The 26,594-nt window shown below is 71.4% G+C and carries 23 protein-coding genes; 10 read left to right on the top strand and 13 right to left on the bottom strand.

The window, feature by feature from the left end; translation table 11 throughout:
* The first annotated feature begins 64 nt into the window (after nucleotides 1-64).
* Entirely contained in the window at nucleotides 65-721 is a 657-nt protein-coding gene (locus AQJ67_RS15215) for a hypothetical protein (protein WP_107122878.1), read from the top strand.
* Nucleotide 722: 1 nt separating this feature from the next.
* Here the strand turns inward: AQJ67_RS15215 and AQJ67_RS15210 are convergent, their stop codons facing one another.
* Nucleotides 723-1,319, bottom strand: a complete 597-nt coding sequence (locus AQJ67_RS15210) for a TIGR03086 family metal-binding protein (protein WP_062719240.1) — start codon at nucleotides 1,317-1,319, stop codon at nucleotides 723-725.
* Nucleotides 1,320-1,407: 88 nt separating this feature from the next.
* On the bottom strand, nucleotides 1,408-1,608 hold the full coding sequence (locus AQJ67_RS47650) for a hypothetical protein (RefSeq protein ID WP_159058769.1): 201 nt from the start codon (nucleotides 1,606-1,608) through the stop codon (nucleotides 1,408-1,410).
* A 190-nt stretch (nucleotides 1,609-1,798) separates the two neighbouring features.
* Here AQJ67_RS47650 and AQJ67_RS15205 point away from each other — a divergent pair, with 190 nt between their 5' ends.
* Nucleotides 1,799-3,028 (top strand): MFS transporter, encoded by a 1,230-nt coding sequence (locus AQJ67_RS15205; RefSeq protein ID WP_062719239.1) that lies wholly within the window; start codon nucleotides 1,799-1,801, stop codon nucleotides 3,026-3,028.
* Here the strand turns inward: AQJ67_RS15205 and AQJ67_RS15200 are convergent.
* Both AQJ67_RS15200 and AQJ67_RS15195 read right to left on the bottom strand, forming a co-directional pair.
* A complete protein-coding gene (locus AQJ67_RS15200; protein ID WP_062719238.1) occupies nucleotides 2,965-4,128 on the bottom strand; it encodes a hypothetical protein in 1,164 nt (387 codons plus the stop codon). The two genes, AQJ67_RS15205 and AQJ67_RS15200, sit on opposite strands and share 64 nt — an antisense overlap.
* The gene (locus tag AQJ67_RS15195; protein ID WP_062719237.1) at nucleotides 4,125-5,078 is read right to left on the bottom strand and encodes a 5-dehydro-4-deoxyglucarate dehydratase; all 954 of its coding nucleotides are present in this window, start codon (nucleotides 5,076-5,078) and stop codon (nucleotides 4,125-4,127) included. The genes AQJ67_RS15200 and AQJ67_RS15195 overlap by 4 nt, the downstream gene beginning before the upstream one ends.
* 165 nt (nucleotides 5,079-5,243) lie before the next feature.
* Between AQJ67_RS15195 and AQJ67_RS15190 the strand changes: the two genes are divergently transcribed.
* The 7 genes from AQJ67_RS15190 (at nucleotide 5,244) to AQJ67_RS15160 (ending at nucleotide 12,952) form a co-directional block, all read left to right on the top strand.
* Nucleotides 5,244-6,053, top strand: coding sequence for an NAD-dependent epimerase/dehydratase family protein (locus AQJ67_RS15190; RefSeq protein WP_062719236.1), 810 nt, complete (start codon nucleotides 5,244-5,246; stop codon nucleotides 6,051-6,053).
* Between the two features lie 347 nt (nucleotides 6,054-6,400).
* The gene (locus AQJ67_RS15185; protein ID WP_062719235.1) at nucleotides 6,401-7,168 is read left to right on the top strand and encodes a DeoR/GlpR family DNA-binding transcription regulator; all 768 of its coding nucleotides are present in this window, start codon (nucleotides 6,401-6,403) and stop codon (nucleotides 7,166-7,168) included.
* A 97-nt stretch (nucleotides 7,169-7,265) separates the two neighbouring features.
* A complete protein-coding gene (locus AQJ67_RS15180) occupies nucleotides 7,266-8,636 on the top strand; it encodes an ABC transporter substrate-binding protein (protein ID WP_062719234.1) in 1,371 nt (456 codons plus the stop codon).
* Nucleotides 8,633-9,571, top strand: a complete 939-nt coding sequence (locus AQJ67_RS15175) for a carbohydrate ABC transporter permease (RefSeq protein WP_062719233.1) — start codon at nucleotides 8,633-8,635, stop codon at nucleotides 9,569-9,571. Before AQJ67_RS15180 ends, AQJ67_RS15175 begins: the two co-directional genes overlap by 4 nt.
* Nucleotides 9,568-10,422: a carbohydrate ABC transporter permease gene (locus tag AQJ67_RS15170; RefSeq protein WP_062719232.1), complete on the top strand. Its 855-nt coding sequence runs from the start codon at nucleotides 9,568-9,570 to the stop codon at nucleotides 10,420-10,422. The genes AQJ67_RS15175 and AQJ67_RS15170 overlap by 4 nt, the downstream gene beginning before the upstream one ends.
* On the top strand, nucleotides 10,419-11,408 hold the full coding sequence (locus AQJ67_RS15165) for a zinc-dependent alcohol dehydrogenase family protein (RefSeq protein ID WP_062719231.1): 990 nt from the start codon (nucleotides 10,419-10,421) through the stop codon (nucleotides 11,406-11,408). The genes AQJ67_RS15170 and AQJ67_RS15165 overlap by 4 nt, the downstream gene beginning before the upstream one ends.
* A gap of 323 nt (nucleotides 11,409-11,731) precedes the next feature.
* Nucleotides 11,732-12,952: a TerD family protein gene (locus AQJ67_RS15160; RefSeq protein ID WP_208614974.1), complete on the top strand. Its 1,221-nt coding sequence runs from the start codon at nucleotides 11,732-11,734 to the stop codon at nucleotides 12,950-12,952.
* A gap of 349 nt (nucleotides 12,953-13,301) precedes the next feature.
* Here the strand turns inward: AQJ67_RS15160 and AQJ67_RS15155 are convergent, their stop codons facing one another.
* The 6 genes from AQJ67_RS15155 to AQJ67_RS15130 all read right to left on the bottom strand — a co-directional run bounded on the left by AQJ67_RS15155 (nucleotide 13,302) and on the right by AQJ67_RS15130 (nucleotide 21,744).
* Nucleotides 13,302-14,339, bottom strand: coding sequence for a LacI family DNA-binding transcriptional regulator (locus tag AQJ67_RS15155; protein WP_079055967.1), 1,038 nt, complete (start codon nucleotides 14,337-14,339; stop codon nucleotides 13,302-13,304).
* Between the two features lie 442 nt (nucleotides 14,340-14,781).
* Nucleotides 14,782-15,798, bottom strand: coding sequence for a 1-aminocyclopropane-1-carboxylate deaminase (locus AQJ67_RS15150; protein WP_062719229.1), 1,017 nt, complete (start codon nucleotides 15,796-15,798; stop codon nucleotides 14,782-14,784).
* Between the two features lie 17 nt (nucleotides 15,799-15,815).
* Complete coding sequence (locus tag AQJ67_RS15145) at nucleotides 15,816-16,475, bottom strand: GntR family transcriptional regulator (protein WP_062719228.1); 660 nt, start codon at nucleotides 16,473-16,475, stop codon at nucleotides 15,816-15,818.
* 92 nt (nucleotides 16,476-16,567) lie between these two features.
* Complete coding sequence (locus AQJ67_RS15140) at nucleotides 16,568-18,148, bottom strand: TROVE domain-containing protein (RefSeq protein WP_062719227.1); 1,581 nt, start codon at nucleotides 18,146-18,148, stop codon at nucleotides 16,568-16,570.
* Nucleotides 18,149-18,600: 452 nt separating this feature from the next.
* Complete coding sequence (locus tag AQJ67_RS15135) at nucleotides 18,601-20,052, bottom strand: alkaline phosphatase PhoX (protein WP_062719226.1); 1,452 nt, start codon at nucleotides 20,050-20,052, stop codon at nucleotides 18,601-18,603.
* Nucleotides 20,053-20,280: 228 nt separating this feature from the next.
* Entirely contained in the window at nucleotides 20,281-21,744 is a 1,464-nt protein-coding gene (locus tag AQJ67_RS15130) for a hypothetical protein (protein WP_062719225.1), read from the bottom strand.
* A 330-nt stretch (nucleotides 21,745-22,074) separates the two neighbouring features.
* Between AQJ67_RS15130 and AQJ67_RS15125 the strand changes: the two genes are divergently transcribed.
* Nucleotides 22,075-23,901, top strand: coding sequence for an endonuclease/exonuclease/phosphatase family protein (locus tag AQJ67_RS15125; RefSeq protein WP_062719224.1), 1,827 nt, complete (start codon nucleotides 22,075-22,077; stop codon nucleotides 23,899-23,901).
* Between the two features lie 12 nt (nucleotides 23,902-23,913).
* Here the strand turns inward: AQJ67_RS15125 and AQJ67_RS15120 are convergent, their stop codons facing one another.
* The 3 genes from AQJ67_RS15120 to AQJ67_RS15110 all read right to left on the bottom strand — a co-directional run bounded on the left by AQJ67_RS15120 (nucleotide 23,914) and on the right by AQJ67_RS15110 (nucleotide 26,075).
* Nucleotides 23,914-24,648: an SRPBCC family protein gene (locus tag AQJ67_RS15120; protein WP_062719223.1), complete on the bottom strand. Its 735-nt coding sequence runs from the start codon at nucleotides 24,646-24,648 to the stop codon at nucleotides 23,914-23,916.
* Between the two features lie 16 nt (nucleotides 24,649-24,664).
* Nucleotides 24,665-25,276: an ArsR/SmtB family transcription factor gene (locus AQJ67_RS15115; RefSeq protein WP_062719222.1), complete on the bottom strand. Its 612-nt coding sequence runs from the start codon at nucleotides 25,274-25,276 to the stop codon at nucleotides 24,665-24,667.
* 76 nt (nucleotides 25,277-25,352) lie between these two features.
* Nucleotides 25,353-26,075 (bottom strand): antibiotic biosynthesis monooxygenase, encoded by a 723-nt coding sequence (locus AQJ67_RS15110; RefSeq protein WP_062719221.1) that lies wholly within the window; start codon nucleotides 26,073-26,075, stop codon nucleotides 25,353-25,355.
* Between the last annotated feature and the right edge of the window lie 519 nt (nucleotides 26,076-26,594).

Genomic DNA, 26,594 nt, shown 5'->3' with positions numbered 1-26,594 from the left:
CAAAGGAAGTTGGGACCGCGGGCCTACGCTGCTCCGACGGACCCCCTCAGGGAGGACACACCCGATGACGTTCGCACCGCTTCCCGACCGACCGCGGGACCGGTCGTCGGCGTTCCGTCTGCAACTGGCCGAACTGGCCCGGCTGATGGAAGTCGACCTCCCCGCAGGGGTGCCGTTCGACCGGGAGTGGCAGGGGCAGGCACGGATGGCGTTCCGGCGGGCGCTGCGCGACGTCGACGCCCTTGCCGACCAGCTCTTCGAGCCGCTGCTGCACACCGGGGTCCTCGATCCCGACCCCAGCCACAACCGGCTGTTCGTCGAGGCCGCGGTGACCGTGTTCGGCCGCCGGCGGGTGCAGGCCGCGCTGATCGGGTATGTGCGGTCGGGAACCGACAGCGAGCGCGCCGGAGCGGCCCGCGCCTGGTACTGGGCGCAGGCGCCGCTGAGATTCCGTGGCGGGCAGACGCGTGTGCCGACGCCCGGGAGCAAGGCCGAGTTCGACGCCGTGGCCGACCTCCGCGCCGCCTGGCACGAGGCCACGCTGCGTGCGTTCGTGGACAACGACGACCTCGACGTACGCCGCTGCATCCTCCCCGGGCTGCCTCTGAACCCGCGCCACTACCCCGCCGAGCTCCACGCCCTGGTCGCGGAGGCGGTGCACATCGCGCGTACCCACCCCGACGAATATCTGCGGCATCGGGTGGAGCATCAGGTCGGCTAGGTCAGCGTCGCTCGGGCCCCCAGCCCGGGTCCCGTCCGCTCAGGCCGATCGCCCGGTCGAGCAGGGGCGCGTCGGCGGGGACCGGCACCACGGGACCGAAGATCTGGCCTCGGCCGGGGTCGTCGACGGCGGCGAGGAGGAAGTCGTGCGAGGCCTGCAACGCGGCGGGGTCGGGGGTGTACTCCTGGCCGGTCGCGCGGGCCAGGTCCCAGCCGTGGACCACCAGCTCGTCCACGGCCACAGCGGCCGCCACCTCGCCCGGCAGGTCCAGGCCGCCCGCGCGGGTCATCCCGCTCCGGGCGCCGGGGTCCCGCCACGCCTCGGCCAGCTCGTCCAGCACCTTGGGCAGCTCCGCACGCCACCCGGGCCCGATGTCCGGTACGGCGGAGTCGGGGCTGGTGTCGGTCGTGACGCCGAGGTCCTTGCGGGCGGCGTCGCGGAAGGCCACGGTCAGCCCGAGCAGGTGCCCCAGCAGATTCCGCACCGCCAGCTCCGGACAGGGCGTCGGCCCCGACAGCTGGTCATCGGCGACACCGTCGGCGAGACGGGCGATGACACGCGTCTGCGGTCCGAGGTCGAGGGTGCTCGTGTCGGTCATGGTCCGGCTCCTCACAGATCTGGTCCTGGAGGGTGGACCGACGGCGCCGGCGAAACTCATCGGCCGGCACCGGAAACGGCGACCGATGTCAGCAGACGGGCTCCACGGCAACGGCGGTCGACGTCTCCGCGGTCGTCGACTCCTCGGACTCCACGCCCTCTTCCCGCCGCTTCTTCAGAGCCAGTTCCCTGGCCGTCTTTTCCGAGAACAGCCTCATTTCGGCCTCGGTCCGGAGATCGAACACCATTGCCTCCTTCAAGCGCGGTCGAGCCGCGGCTCCCTTGACCACCGCAGCGCCTCTTTGCCTGAACATTACCTTGTGATCCATTCCCGAGTCACGATCAAATTGCGGTCGCACACAAGGAATTGGCGCACTGTTCACCCTGGACGCGCCCCCGTCGCACGCCGCTCGCGCCCCTCCACATCCAGGGAACTTCCCCCATCCCCGGGCCCCCGCCTTAGCCGCACGATGGCATGGCATGACGACGACCCTCCCCCGCGTCCTGCGCGACCGCGACGCCGCCCTCTACCTCACCGCAGCCGTGGTCTCCGGTTTCGGCACCTCGGCGTTGTGGCTGGTGTCCGGCGTCTGGGTCAAGGACCTCACCGGGTCCGACGGCCTGGCCGCGCTGTGCATGCTCGCCCTGTGGGCGCCCGCCCTGGCCGGCCCGCTCCTCGGCACGCTCGCCGACCGCACCCGCCGCAAACCCCTGCTGATCGGCGCGAACCTCCTGCCGGCCGCCCTTCTGCTCACCCTCTTCACCGTCGACTCCCCGGACCGCCTCTGGCTCCTTTTCGCGGTCCTGTTCGTCTACGGCGCCGCAGGCGTCGTCCACGACGCCGCCGAGTCCGCCCTCGTCGCCTCCGCCGTGCCCGCACCCCTGCGCGGCGACTTCAACGGGCTGCGCATGACGGCCACCGAGGGCATGAAACTCCTCGCCCCGCCGGCCGGTGCCGCCGTCTACGCGGCGTACGGCGGTGCGAGCGTCGCCCTGCTCGACGCCGTGACGTTCGTGGCCGCGACCGGGCTGTACGCCGGCCTCCGCGTCCGCGAGAGCAGGCCCGAGCCGCCGCAGGGCGGCTGGCGGAAGCGGACCGCCGAGGGGGCCCGCCACCTCTGGACGCACCCCCGGCTGCGCCCCCTCGTCCTGGCTGGCGGCGCCACCATGCTCTGCGCCGGCCTCAACGGCGCCTTGATCTACGCCGTCATCGACAACCTCGGGCACGCCCCCGCGTACGCCGGTGTGCTGTACGGCGTCCAGGGCGCCGGGTCGGTGGTGATCGGGCTGCTGTCCGGCGCAGCGCTGCGCCGACTGGGCGAGCGCCGGTTCGCCGCGTACGGCATCGCCCTCGCGGCCGTCGCGGCCGGTCTGCGGGCCGTCCCGTCCGACCCCGTGGCCCTGGCGTGCAGCGCGGCGATCGGCGCGGGCCTGCCGTGCGTGCTGGTCGCCGCGCTCACCGCCGTACAGCGCGAGACGCCGGACGCCCTGCTCGGCCGTACGGCGGCCACCGCCAACACGCTCGTCTTCACGCCGAACGTCATCGGGCTGGCCGCCGGGGCGGCGCTGGTCGAACTCTTCGACGTACGGCTGCTGTCGGCCGTCCTGGGTCCGGTCTGGCTGCTGGCCGCCGTACCGCTGCTGCGTCAGAGGGCGGCGAGTCCCTCGCGTACGGCCACCAGGTCCCCGTCGGACGCCAACCCCGCGTGATAGAGCCGGATCTCGGTGGCGCCCAGCTCACGCGCGCGTGCCGCGTCCGACGCGAGGGTGCCGGGGCTGCCGCCCATGCCGGAGACCACACCGAGGTTGGCGGCGATGACCGCGCCCTCGCGGCCCTGTTCGGCGAAGGGGGTCAGCAGGGCGGGGCCGCCGGCGCAGGGTACGACCACGCCGTCGGCGACGGAGAGGATGTGCGCGGGGTCGACGCCGGGGTTGGCGCCGACGTGGTAGGTCACCGGGTCGGCGTGCAGCAGGATCTGGAAGCCGTCGGGGGCGGCCTGGCGGACCGCGCGGACCGCGGTCTCCTGGAGCGTGCGGGCGGTTTCGTCGCGCCACGCGCGCGTGGCCGCCGCGTTCGACTCGCCGAGCAGCTTCTCGACGTCGGCCCAGCCCTCGTCGGCGACGGTGCCCTGCCACAGCGGTTCGAGACCGGCGCGTACGGCGGCCGCCAGCTCGTCGGCGTCCAGGCCCTGGGCGCCGTAGCCCTCCTTGCAGGTCGGGCAGAAGCAGAGCGCCATCAGGTACATCCCGGCGTCGCCGAGCGGCACCCCGCCGGTCTTGTCGTGCGCGTGCAGATGCTCGAGGCCGTACCAGCCGAGGGACTCCAGTTCCGTGCCGCGCGCTCCGGGCCGTACGGCGGCCTCGGCGGCCAGTTCGACGAGGTACGCGCGCGTGGCGGGCTGTGCGATGCAGGGGGCCCAGGGGTAGCGGTCGCCGTAGGCGTTGACGACCGAGGTGTCCGGGTGCTCGGCGCCCAGGCGGGAGTTGTGGGCGAGGACCACCCAGGTGTGCACCTCCAGACCGGCGGCGGTGAGCGCGGCGGCCGCCTCGCCGAAGGCGTCGCCGGGGGCCCAGTCACCGGCCGGGTACGGGCGCAGCGCGCGGCCCTGCCACCGGTCGTCCGTCGGGTACAGCACGGCCGCGTGTTCGGCGGTGACGATGCGGTGGCGCGGGTGGCGCGGGGTGAGGGCTCGGGTGGAGTGGTAGGCGGCGGCGAGCGTCACCTGTCGCACGCCGAGCGCGGCGATCCTGCCGGGCGCCTCCGGGTCTCCGTTGATGTCCCAGGGGTAGACGAATGTCGACGCCTTCACTTGGTGTCCTCCAGCTCCTTCTCCAGCAGCGCGTAGCCGCGCTCGACCATCTCGGCGAGCTGCTTCACATGATCCTCGCCCGGCTCGTGCAGCGGCGACCGGACCTCCCCCACGTCCAGGCCGCGCATCCGTACGCCGGCCTTGACCAGGGCTACGGCGTATCCGCGGCCCTGGGCGCGCAGCTCGACGAACGGGCGGTAGAAGCCGTCCAGGAGGCGGGTGACGGTCGTGTCGTCGCCCGCCTCCAGCGCCCGGTAGAAGGCGAGGGCGATCTCCGGGGCGAAGCAGAACACGGCGGAGGAGTAGAGGGTGACGCCGATCGCGCGGTAGGCGAGCTGGGTCTGTTCGGCGGTCGGCAGGCCGTTGAAGTAGAGGAAGTCGCCGGGGACCTCGGAGCGTACGGCGCTGACGATGCGTTGCATGAGGTCCAGGTCGCCGAGGCCGTCCTTGAGGCCGATGACACCGTCCGTGCGGGCCAGCTCGACGACGGTGGCCGGGGTGAACACGGCGTTGTCGCGCTGGTAGACGATCACGGGGAGCGCGGTCGCCGCCGCGACCTCCCGGTAGTGCCGCAGCAGCCCCTCCTGTCCGGCGACGACGAGATACGGCGGCAGGGCGAGCAGCCCGTCCGCCCCGGCCGCCTCGGCGAGCCGCGCGTACCGCACGGCGAGCGCCGTGCCGTACCCGGCGCCCGCGACGACCGGTACCCGTCCGTCGGCCGCCTCGACGGCCGTCCGGACGCACGCCTCGTACTCCTCGGGCGTCAGCGCGTGGAACTCCCCGGTGCCGCAGCAGGCGAACACGGCGGCGGCCCCCGCCTCGACGCCCCGGCGCACATGGGTGCGGTAGGTGTCGAGGTCGACCGTGCCGTCGGGGCCGTAGGCGGTGACGGGGAAGAACAGTGGCCCGCCGGGGACGCTGAGGCGTGCGGCGAGGGGGGCAGGCGTCACGGGCTCTCCCTGGAAGAGAACGGGCGAGTGCAGGTTTCTGATCGGAGTTTACATTTATGAACGATACCTCTGCCACCCTTGACGAAAGTGGGTAGAGATCCTTAACTGGTCCATGAATGTGAATACCAGGCATGCATGAGGCCGATGACTCAAGGAGAACCGAGGATGCCAGCGCCCCGCACCGTTCTGCTCACCGGCGCCGCCGGCGGCCTCGGCACCCTGATGCGGGACCTGCTCCCGGCGTACGGCTACGAGCTGCGGCTGCTCGACCTGCACCCCATCGAGGGCGAGCCGGACGCGATCGTCGCCGACCTCGGCGACCGGGAGGCGCTGCGCGAGGCCGTACGGGGCGTGGACGCGATCATCCATCTCGCGGGCATCTCCCTGGAGGCCCCGTTCGAGAAGATCCTGCGCGCCAACATCGAGGGCACCTACAACCTGTACGAGGCCGCCCGCGAGGAGGGCGTCGGACGGATCGTCTTCGCCTCCTCCAACCACGCGGTGGGCTTCACGCCCCGCCCCCAGGGCGACGACCCCCTCATCCCCATCGAGACCCCGCGCCGCCCGGACACCTTCTACGGCCTGTCCAAGTCCTTCGGCGAGGACCTCGCGCAGTTCTACTGGGACAAGCACGGCCTGGAGACGGTGTCCGTGCGCATCGGCTCCTGCTTCCCCGAGCCCACCAGCGTGCGCATGCTCTCGGTGTGGATGAGCCCGGCCGACGGCGCCCGCCTCTTCCACGCGGCCCTGACCGCCGAGCACGTCGAGCACACGGTCGTCTACGGCTCCTCCGCGAACACCCGCCTGTGGTGGGACCTGACCACCGCCCGCTCCCTCGGCTACGACCCGCAGGACGACTCCGAGCCCTACGCCGAGAAGCTCATCGCCGAGCAGGGCGAGCTGGACCCGGACAACATCGCGCACGCCTACCTGGGCGGCCAGTTCATCAGCGACCCCCCGATCTGGCCGTACTGACCGGAAAGAGTCGTCACGGACAGCGGGCGGGCACCGAACGGGCCCGCCCGCCGCCGTATTCGGGCAGAACCCGGGCTCGCCTCCCGCAGGCCAGGACACGGCACCACCACCCACCCAAGGGGCGCGGGGAACTGCGCGACCAGCCACGACGCGCCAGCAGCCACCACACGACCGCACCCCCCGAGCTCCGAGTCCGCCCCGGGCACACACAAGACCGAACGGGCACACACCGGGCAGTATCACCCCCGTAACAGACCTGGTCACCACCCCGCACCCGCTGTAGAACTTCCCCCAAGGCCCACAGCAGGGCCCGAACGGGCAGCCCAGCGAGAAGGCAGGTGACGACCATGAACCGAACCGCGGAGGAACGCCAGCGCGCAATCGTCCGCACCGCCCGCGCGAGCGGCTCCGTCGACGTCACCGCGCTCGCCGCCGAACTGGGCGTGGCCAAGGAGACCGTACGGCGGGATCTACGCGTCCTGGAGGACCACGGACTGCTCCGCCGCACCCATGGCGGCGCCTACCCCGTGGAGAGCGCCGGCTTCGAGACGACGCTCGCCTTCCGTGCCACCAGCCATGTCCCCGAGAAGCGCCGGATCGCGGCCGCGGCGGCCGAGCTGCTCGGGGACGCCGAGACCGTCTTCGTCGACGAGGGCTTCACCCCACAGCTCATCGCCGAGTCCCTGCCCACCGACCGGCCGCTGACCGTGGTCACCGCGTCCCTTCCCGTCGCGGGCGCCCTCGCCGAGGCCGAGCAGGTCTCCGTGCTGCTGCTCGGCGGCCGGGTACGGTCCGGCACGCTCGCCACCGTCGACCACTGGACGACGAAGATGCTGGCCGGATTCATCATCGACCTGGCGTTCATCGGCGCCAACGGCATCTCCCGCGAGCACGGCCTGACCACCCCCGACCCGGCCGTCAGCGAGGTCAAGGCGCAGGCGATCCGGGCCTCGCGCCGCGCGGTGTTCGCGGGCGTGCACACCAAGTTCGGAGCGGTCAGCTTCTGCCGGTTCGCCGACATCGGCGCACTGGAGACGATCGTGACGAGCACCCTTCTCCCGGCGGCCGAGGCCCACCGCTACTCCCTTCAGGGCCCCCAGGTCATCCGCGTCTGACAACCGACCCCACTCCCCAGGGGGCCTCCGCACGCCCCCACGCACCCCTTATCTCCCGATTTCCCCCAATCGTCCCCTAATCGTCCAGGAGCGATCCATGCGAACCCAGAGCCGACGACGGCCACCGCGAGCCACGCTCGCCATGGCCGCCGCAGGGACGCTGCTCGCCCCGCTGCTCTCCGGCTGCTGGGTCGGAGCCGGCGGGGCGGGGTCGGGCGGCGACTCGATCAACGTCCTGATGGTCAACAACCCCCAGATGACCGAGTTGCAGAAACTCGCCCCCCGCTTCACCGAAGAGACCGGCATCAAGGTCAACTTCACCGTCCTGCCCGAGAACGACGTCCGCGACAAGATCAGCCAGGACTTCGCCAACCAGGCCGGCCAGTACGACGTCGCCACCCTCTCCAACTACGAGATACCGATCTACGCCCGCAACGGCTGGCTGCACGAGATGAACTCGTACGTCGCCAAGGACCCCGGATACGACGAGCAGGACGTCCTGAGGCCGATGCGCCAGTCCCTGACCGGCGACGACGGCAAGCTCTACGGCCAGCCCTTCTACGGCGAGTCGTCCTTCCTGATGTACCGCAAGGACGTGTTCGAGAAGGAGGGTCTGACGATGCCCGCGCACCCCACCTGGCAGCAGGTGGCGGACCTCGCGGCGAAGACGGACGGCGCCGAGCCCGGCATGAAGGGCATCTGCCTGCGCGGACTGCCCGGCTGGGGCGAGGTGATGGCACCGCTCACCACCGTCGTGAACACCTTCGGCGGCACCTGGTTCGACAAGGACTGGAAGGCCCGGCTGGACTCCCCCGAGTGGGAGAAGGCGACGAAGTTCTATGTCGACCTGGTCCGCGAACACGGCGAGTCCGGAGCCGCCCAGTCCGGATTCGCCGAGTGCCTGAACAACATGACCCAGGGCAAGGTCGCCATGTGGTACGACGCCACTTCCGCCGCCGGTTCCCTGGAGTCGGCGAAGTCCCCGGTCAAGGGCAAGGTCGGCTACGCACCCGCGCCCGTGGAGAAGACGGAGTCCGCCGGCTGGCTCTACACCTGGGCCTGGGGCATCCAGCAGGCCTCCCGCAACCCGGACAACGCCTGGAAGTTCGTGTCCTGGGCGTCCGGCAAGCAGTACGAGCAACTGGTCGGCGACGAGATCGGCTGGTCCAACGTGCCGGCCGGCAAGCGTGCCTCCACCTACGCCAACCCGGCGTACCGCCAGGAGGCGGCCGCCTTCCAGGAGATGACGAAGGAGGCCATCGAGGGCGCCCGCCCGAACGACCCCGGCGTACAGCCGCGCCCCGCGCCCGGCATCCAGTTCGTCGGCATCCCCGAGTTCACCGACCTCGGTACCAAGGTCTCCCAGGAGATCAGCGCGGCCATCGCCGGACGCCAGTCCGTCGACTCGGCCCTGAAGAAGTCCCAGCAGCTCGCCGAGAAGATCTCCGAGGAGTACGAGGGGCGATGACAGCGACGACCACGGCCCCGGTGGCCACGACTCCGGTACGCACCACCCGTCCGTCCTCCGCCCGGCTGCGCGCCTGGGCGACCCGGGCCCCCTTGCTCCCCGCCCTGATCTTCATGATCGCGGTGACCCAGCTGCCGTTCGTGGCCACGCTGGTGATCTCGTTCTTCGACTGGAACTCCCTCTACCCGGACGCCCGGAAGTTCGCCGGCCTGGGCAACTACCAGGAGGTCCTCACCGACGCCGACCTGCGCCACTCGGTCTGGACGACCGTGCTGCTGACGGTCGCGGTGGTGCTGGCCAGCCTGGTCATCGGCCTGGTGCTCGCCCTGCTGCTGGACCGCAGGTTCAAGGGCCGCGGGGTGGTCCGCACCCTGCTGATCGCCCCGTTCCTGGTGGTCCCGGTGGCGGCGGCCCTGCTCTGGAAACATGTGCTCTACAACCCTGAATACGGCCTGTTCAATGGGCTGTTGCACTATGTGGGCGGCCCACAGCCGGACTGGATCTCCAACACGCCGCTCCTCGCGGTCGAGGCCTCCCTGGTCTGGCAGTGGACGCCGTTCATGATGCTGATTTTGCTGGCCGGCCTGCAGAGCCGTGACCACGAGCAGATCGAGGCGGCGCGCGTCGACGGCGCGAGCGACTGGCAGATCTTCCGCCACCTCACGCTCCCGCACCTGCGCCGCTACCTCGAACTCGGCGCCCTGCTGGGCTCGATCTACATCGTCCAGAACTTCGACGCGGTCTTCACGATCACATCCGGCGGCCTGGGCACGGCGAACCTCCCCTACACCGTCTACCAGAGCTTCTACCAGGCCCACGAGAACGGCCTCGCCTCGGCCGCGGGCGTCCTGGTGGTCATCGGCTCGATCATCATCGCGACCTTCGCGCTGCGCGTGGTGTCGTCCCTGTTCCGCGAGGAGGCGTCACGCGCATGAGTGCAGCAGCCGTACGACTCGGAACACGCAGCCGCCGCAAGGGAGTTGGCCTCGGCCTGGTGGCCTGGCTGCTCGGCATCCTGTTCTTCCTGCCGATCGCGTGGATGGCCCTGACGTCCTTCCACTCCGAGGAGGACGCGGCGACCAACCCGCCGTCCTTCGCCGCGTCACTGACGCTGGACGGTTACCGCGAGTTCTTCGGCGCGGGCGGCGGCGCGAGCCCCTGGCCGGCGCTGATCAACTCGACGGTGGCGTCGCTCGCGTCGACCCTGTTCGTCCTGGTCCTGGCCCTCCCGGCGGCGTACGCGTTGTCGATCCGCCCGGTGAAGAAGTGGACGGACGTCCTGTTCTTCTTCCTCTCCACGAAGATGCTGCCGGCCGTGGCAGGCCTCCTGCCCCTCTACCTGTTCGCGAAGAACACGGACATGCTCGACAACATCTGGCTGCTGGTCATCCTCTACACCTCCATGAACCTGCCGATCGCGGTGTGGATGATGCACTCCTTCCTGGCCGAGATCCCGGTCGCGATCATCGAGGCGGCGAGGGTGGACGGAGCGAAGCTACCGACGATCCTGACCCGCGTCGTAGCCCCCATAGCCCTCCCGGGCATCGCCGCGACGGCCCTCATCTGCTTCATCTTCAGCTGGAACGAGCTGCTGTTCGCCCGCGTGCTGACCGGCGTGGTGGCGGAGACAGCCCCCGTCTTCCTGACCGGCTTCATCACCAGCCAGGGCCTGTTCCTGGCGAAGGTGTGCGCCGCGTCGCTCGCCATCTCCCTGCCGGTGCTCGCCGCGGGGTTCGCCGCCCAGGACAAGCTGGTCCAGGGCCTGTCGTTGGGAGCCGTGAAATGAAGGCCGCCGTCATCGAGTCCGTGGGCAAGGCAGTCGTCGCCGAGGTCCCCGACCCGACACCCGGCCCGCGCGAGGTCGTCGTCGAGGTCGCGGCCTGCGGCCTGTGCGGCACCGATCTGCACATCCTCCAGGGCGAGTTCGCGCCCAAGCTGCCGATCGTGCCCGGACACGAGTTCGCGGGCGAGGTGGTCGGGGTCGGCACCCAGGTCACGGAGCTGTCGGTCGGCGACCGGGTGGCGGTCGACCCGTCGTTGTACTGCTACGAGTGCCGCTACTGCCGTACGGGCCACAACAACCTCTGCGAACGCTGGGCGGCGATCGGCGTGACCACGGCCGGAGGCGCCGCGCAGTACGCGGTGGCCCCGGTGGCGAACTGCGTACGGCTCCCCGAGCACGTCCGCACCCAGGACGCGGCCCTGGTCGAGCCCCTGTCCTGCGCGGTCCGCGGCTACGACGTCCTCCAGTCCCGCCTCGGCGCCCACGTCCTCATCTACGGGTCCGGCACGATGGGCCTGATGATGCTGGAGCTCGCCAAGCGGACGGGGGCGGCGAGCGTGGACGTGGTGGACGTGAACCCCGCCCGTCTGGAGACGGCACGCCGGCTCGGCGTCTCGGCATCCGCCGCCGACCCCGACGAACTGGACCGTCCCCAGGGCTGGGACCTCGTCGTCGACGCCACCGGCAACGCGGCCGCGATCCAGGACGGCCTGGACCGGGTGGCCAAGGCCGGGACCTTCCTCCAGTTCGGGGTGGCCGACTACTCGACCCGCGTGACGATCGACCCGTACCGCATCTACAACCAGGAGATCACCATCACGGGCTCCATGGCCGTCCTCCACAGCTTCGAGCGGGCGGCGGAGTTGTTCGCGAACGGGGTCCTGGACCCGGAGATCTTCATCAGCGACCGGATCCCGCTGGAGCGGTACCCGCAGGCCCTCGAACAGTTCGCATCGGGGGTCGGCCGCAAGATCGTGGTGGTCCCGTAGGCTCCTCCGCCCCTGCCGCCCCTACCCATCCCATCCCCAGGGGCTCCGCCCCTTCGACCCCGGGTCGTCCTCCGGGTGCGGCCCCGGTGCGGGCTGGTCGCGCAGTTCCCCGCGCCCCTTTAGGCCCTTCAGCCCGTCCGGCGTTGAGGACGAGGCCCGGAGGGCCGATCAGGGGGTCTGGGGGCGGAGCTCCCAGGGATGGGACGGGTAGGGGCGGCGGGGGCGAGAAACGTTGGGCTTGCCTCGCCGGGCCGCATCCGCCAAATGGTCGCCAGGTAAGGGAACGGTAAAACGCCCCCGCTCGTTCACCCGGCATGACAGCTATGACCCCCGGCTCGAACATCCCTCTCCCCGCCGCGCGCGTGACGGTGGACGTCGCCGCCCCGGTGCGGCTCGACGTATCGGGCCTGCTGCTCACCGCCGACGGCAAGGTGCGCTCCGACGACGACTTCATCTTCTACAACCAGCCCCAGGGCCCGGGCGTGACCTACCGCTCGGGCGGCGGCACCAGCCCCGACGCGATCACGGTCGACACCGCGGCCGTACCCCCCGGCATCGAGAAGATCGTCGTCACCGCCAGCCCGGACGCCGCCGGCCAGACCTTCCAGGGCATCGAACCGACCGCCACCATCCGTAACGCGGACGACAACAGCGTCCTGGCCACCTTCACACCCCCGCAGCTCGGCACCGAGACGGCACTGGTGATCGTCGAGGTCTACCTGCGCAACGGCGCCTGGAAGGCCCGCGCGGTCGGCCAGGGCTACGCCAACGGCCTGGCCGGCATCGCCACCGACTTCGGCGTCACGGTCGAGGAACCGGCCCCGGCCGCCACCCCCGCGGCCCCCGCCGCCCCACCTCAGCCCACCATGCAGCCCCCGGTCACTCCCCCGGCGCCCCAGGCCCCCGCCGCTCCCCCGGCCCCGCCCGCGCCGCCCGCGCCCCCCGCGCCCCCCGCGCCCGGCGCCGGGAAGATCAACCTCGACAAGGGCCGCGTCAGCCTCCAGAAGAACCAGACCGTGTCCCTCGTCAAGGGCGGCCGCCCCCTGCTCTCCCAGGTCAAGATGGGCCTCGGCTGGGAGCCGGCGTACCGCGGCAAGGACATCGACCTGGACGCCTCGGTCATCGCCTACGGCCCGCAGCGCAACCACATCGACAGCTGCTACTTCGGCAAGCTCCAGATCGTGCAGGGCGCGATCCGTCACTCCGGCGACAACCTCACCGGCGAGGGCGGCGGGGACGACGAGGTCATCACCGTCGACCTCGGGCGCCTCCCCCAGGAGGTCACCGGACTCGTCTTCACGGTCAACTCGTTCTCCGGCCAGAAGTTCACCGAGGTCGCCAAGGCGTACTGCCGGCTGATCGACGCCGCCTCCGGCGAGGAACTCGTCCGCTTCGACCTGACCAACGCCGAGGCCCAGACGGGCGTGATGATGGCCAAGCTGATCAAGCAGTTCTCCGGTGAGTGGGAGATGACGGCCATGGGCGACTTCGTGAAGTCCCGCACGGTGCGGGGCATGGTGAAGCCGGCGGCCCAGGCGCTGTAGAAACCCGAGTCCGCGGCACGACGTCCAGGGCGCCCCGGTCGAAGGGGCGCCCGGCGTGTATTCGGGAGGGCTCACATGCGGGGAGATCTCTCCTGCGGAGGGCTCACATCTTCGTCGCCCCCGCCGCCAGGTCCCGCAAGAAGTGCCGCGCCCCGATCAGGAACACGACGACCAACGGGATCACGCTCGTCAACGCCCCCGCCCTCATTCGCGAGAGTCCGTGAGCATGCACGTGAACATTGCCGTCGAGTATCCGGGCCGGAGGAAAGGCAATTGCGGCACGTCGGGGCGTACCCGGCTCCCGGGCCTCAAGTCGAAGCACCAGCCCTGCCGCGAGGCGTGCCCGGACTCAGGCCGACGTCCGCACCACCAGCTCGGGGACCACCCAGGCGTCGGCGCCCCGCAGCGGTTCCTCGCCTGCGCGTAGGCGGGCGACCTGTTCGACGGCCAGCCGTCCCAGCCGCCGTTTGTCGATATGCAGGGTAGTCAGGGCGGGCTCCACCAGCTCGCCCAGCGACAGGCCGTCGAAGCCCAGGACGGCCAGATCCTCCGGCACCCGTCGGCCCCGGCGCCGGGCGACGCGCATGGCGCCGACCGCGATCAGGTCGTTGAAGCCGAAGACGGCGGTGACGTCGGGGCAGGCGTTCAGCAGTCGCTCCATGGCGGCCTCGCCCCCGGCCACGCTGTGCTCGGCACACAGCGCGATCCAGCTGTCGTCGACCGGCAGACCGTAGCGCCGGACCTGCTCCAGGAAGGCCGCCCTGCGCGGGCCGGGCCCGTGCACCCCGTCCAGCATGCCGATCCTGCGATGCCCCGCGCCCACCAGATGGGCCATGCCCTGTTCGAGGCCGGCGGCGGCGTCGATGCCCACGGCCGCGAAACGGGTCTGCTGCGGGCCGCGCTCCAGCAACACCAGCGGTACACCTCCCAGGTGCCGGGCCAGCACGTCGTCCGGGCTCCTGAAGTAGCCGACGATGGCATCGGCCTGGTGGGACAGCACGTCGAGCGCGTCCCGCTCCCGGGCCTCGTCGATGCGGGAGTCCCACATCACCACCTGCCAGCCCCGCTGCTCGGCCGCCTCCAGAACACCGGCGGCCACCTCGGGGAAGAAGGGGTTCATCAGATCCGGGATCACCAGACCGGCCGTCACGGCGCCCTTCTGCACCATGCCGCGCGCGAAACGGCTCGGCCGGTAGTCCAGCAGCCGGGCCGCCTCCAGCACCCGTTCCTTGGTGGCCGGGTCGATCTCGCCCTTGTCGTTGACCGCGCGGGAGACCGTCTGCCGTGACACTCCGGCCAGCTTCGCGACGTCGTGGATCGTGGCCCGGCGGCGCGTGCCGTCAGGCCGCTCGACACTCGTCTCCCACTGCTGATCGTCCGCCCGCACGGGGGCACCTTAGCGCTCCGCTCGGCGGGCCGCGCAAGGGTCGTCGGTCGTGTGCGGCGCCATCGTGGCTGCTCGCGCAGTTCCCCGCGCCCCCTCGCAGGCCCCCCGACCGGGCACCCCAACGCCCCACTCGACGAGCCACACAAAAGACCGTCAACCGCGTGCGGCACCATCGCGGCTGCTCGCACAGTTCCCCACGCCCCCTCGCAGGCCCCCCGACCGGGCACCCCAACGCCCCACTCGACGAGCCACACAAAAGACCGTCAACCGCGTGCGGCACCATCGCGGCTGCTCGCACAGTTCCCCGCGCCCCCTCCCAGGCCCCCGACCGGGCACCCCAACGCCCCACTCAACGAGCCACACAAAAGACCGTCAATCGCGTGCGGCACCATCGCGGCTGCTCGCGCAGTTCCCCGCGCCCCTTGCGGGGCGCCCCCACCGGTCAGAACAGCGCGCTGTACGCGTTCAGCGCCGGCTGGCCGCCGAGGTGGGCGTACAGCGCGGTCGAGTCCCGTCCGATCTCCCCCCGGCCGACCAGGTCGATCATCGCGGCCATCGACTTGCCCTCGTACACGGGGTCGGTGACCATGCCCTCTGTCCTGGCCGCGAGGCGCATGGCCTGGAGGGTCGTCTCGTCCGGGATGCCGTAGGTGCCGGCGTGGTACCGGTCGTCGAGCTCGATGTCGGCTTCGGTCAACTCGCGTTTGACGCCGATGAGTTGAGCAGTATTGTGAGCGATCCGGGCGATCTGCGCGCGGGTGGTGGCGGGCTTGGCGGAGGCGTCGATGCCGAGGACGCGGCGCGGTCGGGCGCCCGCTTCCTCCAGGGCGGCGAAGCCGGCGACCATGCCGGCCTGGGTGGAGCCGGTGACCGAGCACACGATCACCGTGTCGAAGAAGACGCCCAGCTCCCGTTCCTGTTCGGCGACCTCGTAGGCCCAGCCGGCGAAGCCCAGTCCGCCGAGCGGGTGGTCGGAGGCGCCGGCCGGGATGGCGTACGGCTTGCCGCCCGACTCCTCGACCTCGCTGAGGGCCTGCTCCCAGCTCTCCTTGAAGCCGATCCCGAACCCGGCCCGCACCAGGCGTACGTCGGCGCCGGCGAGACGGCTGACGAGGATGTTGCCGACCTTGTCGTACACGGAGTCGGGCCAGTCCACCCAACTCTCCTGGACCAGAACGCACTTGAGGCCCGCGCGGGCGGCGACGGCGGCGACCTGGCGGGTGTGGTTGGACTGCACGCCACCGATCGAGACGAGGGTGTCACAGCCCTTGGCCAGGGCATCGGCGACCAGGTACTCCAGCTTGCGGGTCTTGTTCCCGCCGTACGCGACACCGGAGTTGCAGTCCTCGCGCTTGGCCCAGAGGGAGGCGCCGCCGAGGTGCGCGGTCAGGCGCTCCAAGGGGTGCACGGGGGACGGGCCGAAGAGGAGGGGGTAACGCTCATAGGAAGAGAGGGACATGGGGCGCCTCCACAGGGTCACGGCGTCGGTCGGTCGGAGTCGGCCAGGTCGGCGAGGGTGCGCCAGATCTCCGCGGTGACCCGGACCGCCCGGTCCACGTCAGCGGCGGCGCACGCCTCGATCAACCGTTCATGGAGCCCGGCCGAGCGGCAGGTCCCGCCCTCGCCGAAGCGCCGGCGCTCCAGGCGGCGGATGAGCGGGGTGTAGCGGGCGACGGTGGCGGCGGCCGCGCGGTTGCCGCTCACCCGGACCAGTACGTCGTGCAGTTCGTCGTCGGCCCGTAGCGCGAGGTCCACCGCGCCGGACGCGACGGCGGCGGCGAAGCGGTCGTTCGCGGCGCGCATGATCTCCACGTCCGCGGCCGTCAGCCGGGACACGGCGACCCGTGTCACCAGCTCGTGCATGGCGCCGACCACGGCGGCGGCGTCCCGTACGTCGGCGGCCACGACCGGAGTCACCCGCGTGTAGCTCTGCGGCTTGCTCTCCAGCAGCCCCTCGTCCACGAGCCGCGAGAACGCCTCGCGCACCGGCGCCCGCGACAGCCCGAGCCGCTCCGCGAGATCGGCGTCCCGCACCACCGCGCCGGGCTCGATCTCCCCGGCGACGATGGCGTCGCGGATCGCTTCGTACGCCCGGTCCCTCAGCAGGGTCCGGGCCACGGGCCGTATCGCCTCCATGAACTGAAATGTTAGATGTCAATCCGCCGCCCGGCAAGGGTGTGGCCCGCACCCCCGTGAGTGCGGGCCACGCTCCCGGCGCGCGCCGGACCTCAGACCGCCCAGGGCCAGTCGGCGTTCCGAGCGCCTTCGAGCAGCGGAACCATCCGGAAAGCGGCGTCCGACAGGCCGCCGAAGGTGTGCCGGTTCGCCTTCCCCGACGGGTCGTGGCCCGCCCGGTAGCCGGCGAGGTTCCAGGTGTAGACCGGCACGTCGGCGGGGACCTGCTCGGTCGGGTCGCCGTGGCGGCTGTACGCGTACTGCTCGTCGGTGACGATCAGCACCCGGTCGTGCTTGCGGTAGTGCCGGCGGACCGCCTCGGTGGTGTCGGTGCCGCCCAGGTCACCGAAGCGGCCCAGGATCTTCAGCACCGACTCGCCCCCGCGGAAACGCACCGGGGCGCTCGTGGAGCCGAACTCCACCAGGTCCGCCTTCTTCGCCCGCAGCGCCAGCGCCGTACCGAAGATCGCCGCCGCGTCGGCCCGGTTGAGCTTGGAACGGTCGGACAGCGGACTCCACATCGAGCCGGAGCGGTCGACCAGGATCAGCGTCCGGCCGGGCAGCGCGGGCACATTGGCCAGCGCGTGGCCGAGCGCCTGCTCCAGCGGGTACGCCCAGCGCAGCGACGGCGCGTGCTGGTACGCGGCGAGGTACCGGAAGGGGAACTGCCGCGACCGTACGACCTCGGCTGGGTCGCTGATCCGCGCGGCGACCTGGGCCGCCACCTCGTCGGACACGCCCGCCTCGTCGAAGTTCCGCAGGTTGCGGATCAGCGCCATGGAGCCCATGGACGGGATGACGGCCTCCCAGGCCGCCCTGTCCATCGGGCCCTGCAGCCAGCCCGCCAGCGCCTCCCACGTCATCCCGGCCGCCGCGAGCCGCTCCGCCCCGCCCCGCGACGTGACCACCGCGCGCCGCTCCTCGACGGGCAGCGCCATCAGCTCGCGGTGCGCGACCAGCGTCCGGGCGGACGCGGGCGGCACGGCGGTGTCCGGGTTGTGCCGGCGGTCGAGGGCGTACTGGAACAGCTCGCCCTGCCACGGCTTGTCCGGGTCCGGCGCCGCGTGCACCAGGTTGAGGATGTCGCCGAAGCGGTATCCCTTGGACGCGGTGTCGTACTTCAGCAGCGACTTGCCGCTGTAGAGACGGCGTACGGCGTCGGCGACGCCGCGCTTGACGGGCTTCGGGACGTTACGGCCGTACAGCGCCGTCCAGTACGCGAGCAGCTCGCCGGGCTCGTCAGGCCGCTGGAGCACGGAGGCGACGACCTGCCGGTTCGACGGACCGTCGGTGGCCCCGGCGTCCAGGCGGGCCTTGACGTACTCGGCGGCGCCCACGATGGACGCGGTGCGGAGGTTGCCCTCGCCGCGCAGCCAGCCGAGCAGGCCGGCCGTCCACACCGGGTCGGTGACAGCGAGCTCGCGCACGAGCCGCGCGAACCGGTCGTCGCGGTCGGCGCCGGTCTCGTAGAACGTCTGCTGCGAGACGAAGTTGGCGACCGACAGCAGGAAGAGCTCGGAACGGGCGTCCCGCTCACGGCCCCGGCCGCCCTCGTAGGTACGCAGTACCCGCCCTGTCGATGTCACTCGCGAAGTGGGGCGCGCCTTGGCGGCCCGCGTGTTGAATCGCGCCATGCTGAATTCCCCCGAATTCACTGTGCTTTCGGAGGGAGGCGCAGCAAAAGGAGGGTGCCCGAGTTCGAAGTCGGCTGCGGTTGCTTATAACTGGCGCGTCTTCCGTTCCGCCACACCGACCCGAAGTCGATGACGGGATTCGAACCCGCACGAGGGGTTTCCCTCACCAGCTCCCGAAGTATCCGCTGCCTGCGCACCGGGCACCCACCTTGAGCTGCGCCTCCCGAGATCAAAATGCTCGCACCGGGAGGTGCATGAAGTTGTGGTGTCCAGAGTTCAGATCGGCGGAACCGACATTAGGTGCTCTGCCGCTGAGCTACACCGGCTCGTGGAACCGGTGGCGGGATTCGAACCCGCGGCCTCCCCATTAAGAGTGGAAGTAGGTCCTGCCTTCGCACCTGGACGTTCATCACTCTAGGAGGGGTGCCGCGGGCCGGGCGAGCGAATTAAGTTCAGCCGCGCTTCTGGCGCTTCCAAGGACCGGTGATCGCCAGCATGACGCCCGGCGTCTGGATGTTGGCGTAGAGGGTCTTTCCGTCGCACGAGAAGGTGACGCCGGTGAACTCGCTGTATTCCGGGTCGTCTTCCGTGCCGATGTTCAGCTCGTTGCGGGCGATGGGGTAGGTGCGGCCGCTGTCGGTGGCGCCGAAGAGGTGCTGGACGCCCTCGCCGTCCTCGGCGATGACGAGGCCGCCGTAGGGGGAGACGGTGATGTTGTCGGGGCCGTCGAGGGCGCCGTCCTGGGACGGGTCGGGGTTGACGCCGAGGAGGACCTTCAGGGTGAGGGTGCGGCGCTTGGGGTCGTAGAACCAGACCTGGCCGTCGTGCTGGACGGGGCTCTCCTCGCGGGCGTAGGAGGAGACGATGTAGGTGCCGCCGTCGCCCCACCACATGCCCTCGAGTTTGCGGGCGCGGGTGATCTCACCGTCGGCGAACTGCTTTCGCACGGGCGTGCTCTTCGCGTCGCGGTCGGGGACGTCCACCCAGTCGACGCCGTACACCGTGCCGATCTTCGTGGCGCGGGAGAGGTCGTCGACGAACTTGCCGCCCGAGTCGAAGCACTTGGGGGCCTGCAGGACACCGGCGTCGTCGGCCAGCGTGCGGAACTTGCCGTGGCCGTACTCGAAGCCCTTCGGCGGGGTCCAGCGGAACAGCAGGCCGTTGGGGCCCGCGGCGTCCTCGGTCAGGTAGGCGTGGCCGCGCCTGGGGTCGATGACGACGGCCTCGTGGTCGTAGCGGCCGAAGAACTTCAGCGGCTTGGGGTCGCGGTTGGCGCGGCGGTCGACGGGGTCGACCTCGAAGACGTAACCGTGGTCCTTGGTCATGCCGTTGGTGCCGGCCCGGTCGGAGTTCTCCTCGCAGGTGAGCCAGGTGCCCCAGGGGGTGCGGCCGCCCGCGCAGTTGGTGGAGGTGCCGGCGATGCCGACCCACTCGGCGACCTGCCCGCCGGGACGGACCTCGACGACCGTGCAGCCACCGGCCGCGGCGGGGTCGTAGACGAGGCCGTCGGTGAGCGGGACGGGGTACTGCCAGTTGGCGCGCGGGCCCTTCAGCTCGTGGTTGTTGACGAGGAGGGTGGTGCCGCGCGGCCCGTCGAAGGTGGCCGTGCCGTCGTGGTTGGAGGGGGTGAACTCGCCCGACTCCAGCTTGGTCTTGCCGCTGTAGGTGATGACGCGGTACGTGAACCCGGCGGGCAGCGCGAGGATGCCCTTCGGGTCCGGGATCAGCGGGCCGTACCCGACGCCGCCCCCGTGGGCGTCCGCCGGCTTCTCGCCCTCGGCCGCGGCCTCCGTGGACGCGAGCGCGTTCGGCGCGCTGGCCAGCACGCCGGCACTGCCCGCCAGCGCGACACCGGCACCGGTGATCGCGGAATTCCTGGCGAAGTCCCTACGGGTGAGCGACATGGTGTCTCCTGAGACAGTGGGTGCCGTGGAGGGTGGCGGACCTCGAGTCGGCGCTACGGTCCCGCCCATGCCTGAACGCGGGTTGAACGTGAGACGTCCTCAGGGCGCCCACTTCCATGAATCAACGCCGGGCGCGGCAACGCCCTTAGGGGCGCGGGGCGGTGTCAATATGCGGCTCCGCCGCGTGGGCGCGACCAGCCCCCACGCACCCGCACCCGCAAGCAGCCGTCACCCACCCTGCTGCGACCGCGCCTTGAAGGCAGCCTTACGCGCCTCCTTGGCGATCCTCTTGTCCGGATGCAACCGCCCCATCGCCTCCAGCACATCCGCGGTCGCCGGATGATCCACCCGCCAGGCCGCCGCGAAGAACCCACCGTGCTGCGCGGCCAGCCCCTCCACCAGCGCCCGCAGCTCGTCGGAGTTCCCCTCCGCCGCCAGCTGCGCTGCCACCGTGTCGACGGTCAGCCAGAACACCAGGTCCTGGGAGGGCGCGGGAACGTCGGAGAACCCCGCCTCGGTGAGCCAGACCCGGGCCAGTCCGCCCAGCTCGGGATCGTCGAGGACCTCCCGGAGGGCCGGCTCGGCCTCCGCGCCCAGCAGGGACAGCGCCTGCTGGCAGCGCAGCCGCCGCAGCGGTGCCCCGGCGTCCAGGCCCCGTGCCGCAGCCAGCAACTCCCGTGCCGCGGCGAGGGATTCGCGCCGGGCCAGCCACATCTCGGTCTCGGCGCGCGCGGCGACCTGGGGGAAGGTGGCCGTGCCGTCGAGCAGGGCGTCGGCGCCCTTGTCCGCGAGGTCGCCGACGGCGGGTGCCTCGAAGCCGGCCTCCAGCAGCCGCGACCGCAGCCCGTACAGGCCGAGCGGGGTCAGCCGCACCATGCCGTAGCGCGAGACGTCAGTCTCGTCGACGGCGGCCGACGTCCCCTCGGCTGCCTCGGCCTCGGCCTCCGCATCCGCGTCCGCGTCCGCGTCCGCCATCAGCGCCTCGTCCACCGGCCGGTAGTCCACGAGCCCGACCGGCGCCAGGACCCGGAACTGGTCGTCGAGGCGCATCATCGCGTCGGAGACCTGCTCCAGCACGTCGTTGGTGGGCTCGCCCATGTCGCTGGGCACGATCATCGACGCGGCGAGGGCGGGCAGCGGCACGGGGGCGTCGCCGGGGCCGTCCTCGCTGGCGGTCAGCAGGTACAGGTTGCCGAGGACTCCGTCGAGGAACTCCGCCTCGGCCTCCGGGTCCCAGTCCAGCGAGGAGAAGTCGATCTCGCCGCCCGTGTCGATGGCGTCGACGAGGTCGTCGAGGTCGGGCACGCACGCGTCGGCGATCACCGTCTCCAGCGCCGCCAGCCACACCCCGAGCACGTCCTGCGGCGAACCGCCGGTCAGCAGCGCCAGCTCCGCGCCGGTCCCGACCGTGCCCGCCTCCTCGTCGACGATCTCGACCAGCCCGGTGTCCACGGCCACGCGCCAGGCCTCGCTCGCGTACGCGGCGGCGTCGTCGCCGCTCAGCCCGAGCGCCTCGGCGGCCGCCGGCAGTTGCTCCTCGACGAGGCCGCCGCCGGCGTCGACCCGGGTGTCGGGCCCGGCCCAGCGGGCCAGCCGCGTGGCCCGGGAAAGCAACGGCGTGGACAGCGCGTCCCGCGCCAGCTCCGCTTCGGGGTGCAGCCGCACCGGCGGCAGGGAGGAGCTGTCTGACATCGGCTGTTTCTCCTAGGGCGTTCTGCATGGCCGTAAGCGACACGGCCCTCGGCCGTACGCATCACGGCTCAACCGCTCAGCCTAGACGGATTTCCACCCATGCCACCTGGTTCATCTCCCCGTCGGGCACCGTACATGGCCGAAACCTTGACAAGTGGCTTGACCAGGCAGGAGATTGACGCGCGTAGAAACCGAGCGGACATCTGTTCACTGTATTTTCTACGCGCGTCGCCACCGCCCCACCGGTCGCGCCTGCACCAGCCTTTGCACCCACCGTTCCACGCACCACCCTCGTCCCGGCGCTCATTCACGTCCCCGGAGGGATTTACGTTGCCGAGCAAGAAGTCCGCACGTCTCGCCGCGCTCACCGTCGCCGCCGTGTGTTCCGCTGCGTCCACCGTCGTCCTCACCACTCCCGCGCACGCCGACTCCGTGCGCATCCATGACGTCCAGGGCAGCACCCGCATATCGCCGTACGCCGGCAAGCAGGTCACGGACGTGGCCGGAATCGTCACCGGCGTACGCACCTACGGCTCGTCCAGAGGCTTCTGGATCCAGGATCCGGACGCGGACGACAACCCCGCCACCAGCGAGGGCGTCTTCGTCTTCACGAGTTCCGTCCCGAAGGTCGCCGTCGGCGACTCGGTCCTGGTCTCGGGCACGGTCTCGGAGTACGTCCCGGGCGGCACCTCCTCCGGCAACCAGTCGCTGACCGAGATCACCAAGCCGGTGATCACCGTCGTCTCCAGCGGCAACGCCGTCCCGGCCGCGACGGTCGTCGACGAGGACTCGGTGCCGGACCGGTACACGGGGGCCGGCGACACGGCCGCGAACGGTTCGCTCAACGGGCTGACGCTGCGCCCGGCGAAGTACGCCCTGGACTACTACGAGTCCCTGGAGGGCATGAACGTCCGGGTCGACGACGCCCGTGTGGTCACCGCCACCGACCCGTACACCGAACTGTGGGTCACGGTGAAGCCGTGGGAGCACCGCAACCGGCGCGGCGGCACGGTCTACGGCTCCTACGAGTCCCAGAACACCGGACGTCTCCAGATCCAGTCCCTGGGCAAGCCGGCCGACTTCCCGGTCGCGAACGTCGGTGACACCCTCACCGGCGCCACCGCGGGTCCGCTGGACTACAACCAGTTCGGCGGCTACACCCTGGTCGCGAGCGAGCTGGGCACGCTCAAGAGCGGTGGCCTGAAGCGGGAGACGACGCGGAAGCAGGGGCGCGGCGAGCTGGCGGTCGCGACGTACAACGTCGAGAACCTGGACCCGTCCGACGGCACCTTCGCCGCGCACGCCTCCGCGATCGTGAACAGCCTCCAGTCGCCCGACATCGTGTCCCTGGAGGAGATCCAGGACAACAACGGCGCGAAGGACGACGGTACGGTCGCCGCCGACCAGACGATGCAGAAGCTGATCGACGCGATCGTCGCCGCGGGCGGACCGGCGTACCAGTGGCGCTCGATCGACCCGGTGGACAAGGCCGACGGCGGTGAACCGGGTGGCAACATCCGTCAGGCGTTCCTGTTCAACCCGGAGCGGGTCTCCTTCGTGGACCGTGCGGGCGGCGACGCCACGACGGCCGTCGGTGTGACCAAGGTGAAGGGCAAGGCCGCGCTGACGGTCTCCCCGGGCCGTGTCGACCCGGCGAACGCGGCCTGGGCGAACAGCCGCAAGCCGCTGGCCGGTGAGTTCGCCTTCCGTGGCCGCACGGTCTTCGTGATCGCCAACCACTTCGCCTCCAAGGGCGGCGACCAGTCGCTGCACGCGCAGTACCAGCCGCCGGTCCGCAGCTCGGAGACCCAGCGCCACCTCCAGGCGACCGCGGTGAACGCGTTCGTGAAGGACATCCTGGCCGTCCAGAAGAACGCGGACGTCGTCACGCTCGGCGACATCAACGACTTCGAGTTCTCCGGCACCGCCAAGCTGCTGGAGGACGACGGCGCCCTGTGGTCGGCGATCAAGTCGCTACCGCAGAGCGAGCGTTACTCGTACGTCTACCAGGGCAACGCGCAGACGCTGGACCAGATCCTGATCAGCCCGTCGATCCGGAACTCCTGCGACTTCGAGTACGACAGCGTGCACGTCAACTCGGAGTTCAACGACCAGATCAGCGACCACGACCCGCAGGTGCTGCGGTTCCGCCCGTAGTCACGTCCGGGCTCAGGGCTGGCTGAACACGCCGTTCAGCCAGCTCTGCCAGGCGGCTTCGCACTCCTTGATGTCGGCGCCCGGCGTGAAGTCGTGCAGGGAGATGCCGACCGGGTGGCCCCAGTGGTTGCGTCCGAAGACGCGGGTCAGGCCCCGGTCCGTGCGCAGCCCGATGAAGTACGGGTTGCGGAAGTCGACCACGGCGTCGAACTCGTCGGGGCCGTGGACGCGCACGCTCGTACCGGCGGCCACGTCCTCCCCCACGCCGAGGGCCCGCCCCACGGCGGCGAGGGCGTCGGCCGCCTTCGAGGCGTCGGGCCCGTCGAAAGTGGCGAAGGCGGCCGGCCGGGGCGCGAAGTGGACCAGGTACTCGCGCAGGGTGTGCAGATAGAAGTCGGTGTGCCGGGCGGCGCCGTCGTACTGGTTGTCCCAGTCGTCGACGAAGATGCCGCTGTGCACGTACCGCACCCAGGCGCGCCGGCCCTCGTCGCGCGGCTCGATGGTGTAGTCGAGCTGGTTCATCGTCTGCTCGGCGATGCCGTCGACGTCCTCGACACGGTTGGTGTAGCGGTGCGGCGGGTCCCAGGCGGTGACCTTCGACCCGAACGGCCCACGGCCGCCGACCCTCGGCTCCGGCGGTTCCATCGGCCAGAGATAGCCTCCGGTGCCGGTGGTGACCGCCTCCCAGACCTCCTCGGGCGTGGCGTCGACCTCGAACTCGCGGGCGATCTCGAATTCCTTGGACATGGCGGGCTCCTGCGTCCTACTGCTCGATTTCCTGGGTTGGCTGCTGGTCCTTGACCGCGGGGTGGACGGCGACGACGATCCGGTGATCGCGGCCGCCCTCGGTGTCGGGCGCGTCGTACTTCTGGATCAGGGCACTCACGCCGACCGTCAACTCCTCGATGAACGCCGCCCGTTCGGCGGCGGAGGCGAACCTCACCTCGCCGTCCAGCGCGTACGTCGCCAGCCGCTTGCGGGCCTTCGCGGCGCCGGTGATCAGCGAACCGACGTCCCGGACGAGCCGGGCGCCGAGCGCGAGCAGCCAGCGGGCGGAGAGCTGGTCGCGGAAGCGGTCCGGGTCCGGCTGCACGGAGGCGAGCGCGAGCGGCGAGATGACGTACGACGCCGCCGTCGCCCGCATGAGCCGTTCGGTGACGTTTCCCTTGCGGCGCTCCCCGGCCAGCTCGACGAGGCCGTGCCGCTCCAGTGCCTTGAGGTGGTAGTTCACCTTCTGCCGGGGCAGTCCGACCTTGCCCGCCAGCATGGCGGCGGACGCGGGTCCACCCGCCAGTTCGGCGAGCAGCCGGGCCCTTGTGGGGTCCAGGGAGACGGCTGCGGCCTCGGGGTCCTCGATCACGGTGACGTCCAGCATGCGTCCACCGTCCCACCGAAAACTTTTTTTGTCCAGACGGATCGAGTTTTCGGTGAACCCAGAGACGGACGGACCTTCAGACGGGCAGAAGTCCGAGCGCGTGGTCGTACCGGCTGACCGTGCTGCCCTTCAGCCCCGGCCAGTTCTGCACGCGGTGCCACAGCTCCGTCGCCGAGCCGACGCCGTCGCCGGGGGCGGCGAGGGCGTCCGCGTGGGCCTGCGCGCTCTCCCACTCGGCGTAGTTGAGGACACGGGTGCCGTCAGTGCTGAGGTGGAAGTGGGCGGAGATGCCGCCGGGGTGGGGGTTCGGCTCGGCCTCCAGCGCCTCCAGGACGGCGTCCACCCAGGCCCGCTGCCGCTCGGGGTCGGGCCCCTCGAACTCGATGTCGACGATCACTACGCAGCCGGGGACCCGTGGGTTGCCCTCCCGCCGTGCGCTGCGGTAGCGCCGGTACCGGCCGAGCCCCAGCCGCTCGATGCCCGGTACGGCGGTGTCGATCTCGTCGACGCGTTCCTGCCGGTGTGTCCGTACGAATGCCTCGTAGGCCTGCTCATCGCGCCACTGCGAGTGGTGGAGGAGGGTGGAGCCGTCGTGGCCGATGTAGACGTGGTAGCCAAGCAGACCGTCGGCGGGCCAGGGACGTGCCTCCCAGGTGCCGGCGATGGCCTCGACGGTCTGCTTCTGCCGCAGGGGGGTGCCCACCCGCCAGGTGCTGAAGAAGGGGGCGCCGACCTCGGGGTGGGTGAGGTCGGGGCGGGTGAGGTCGGGGCGGGGGTGGGCGTCGGTGCGGCGGGTCATGGCGGCCTCCGGAGCGGGTGGTCGATGCGTGCACCGATCACCTTTCGGCCTCAACCGGACTTGAGGTCAAGAGGCCGGTCCGGCGACGGGCCTCGGGCGGGGCGACCCTGGCTGGGGCGGGGCGGGGCGAGGCTGGCCGGGGCGGGGCGGGGCTGGCCGGGCCCGGCAGGGCGGGACCGCCGGGGCGGGCCGGGCAGGGCAGGGCGGGCCGACCGGGACGGGGCCGCCAGGGCGGGGCCGGGCAGGGCGGGACCGACCAGGGCGGGACCGCCGGGGCGGGCCGGGCTGGGCGAGACCGACCAGGGCGGGACCGCCGGGGCGGGCCGGGCTGGGCGAGACCGACCAGGACGGGACCGGACAGGGCGGGACCGACCAGGGCGGGACCGCCGGGGCGGGCCGGGCAGGGCGAAACCGACCAGGACGGGACCGGACAGGGCGGGGCCGCCGGGGTGTGGCCGCCCCTGACTTCGCCGTACCGGTGTGCTCCGCGGTACCGCGCCTGTCTCAGCGCCGCCCGGC

This window comes from Streptomyces caeruleatus, from assembly GCF_001514235.1.
GTDB classification, from domain to species: domain Bacteria; phylum Actinomycetota; class Actinomycetes; order Streptomycetales; family Streptomycetaceae; genus Streptomyces; species Streptomyces caeruleatus.
Note: the sequence above shows the minus strand (reverse complement) of the source record. Positions and strands in the feature narration are given on the sequence as shown.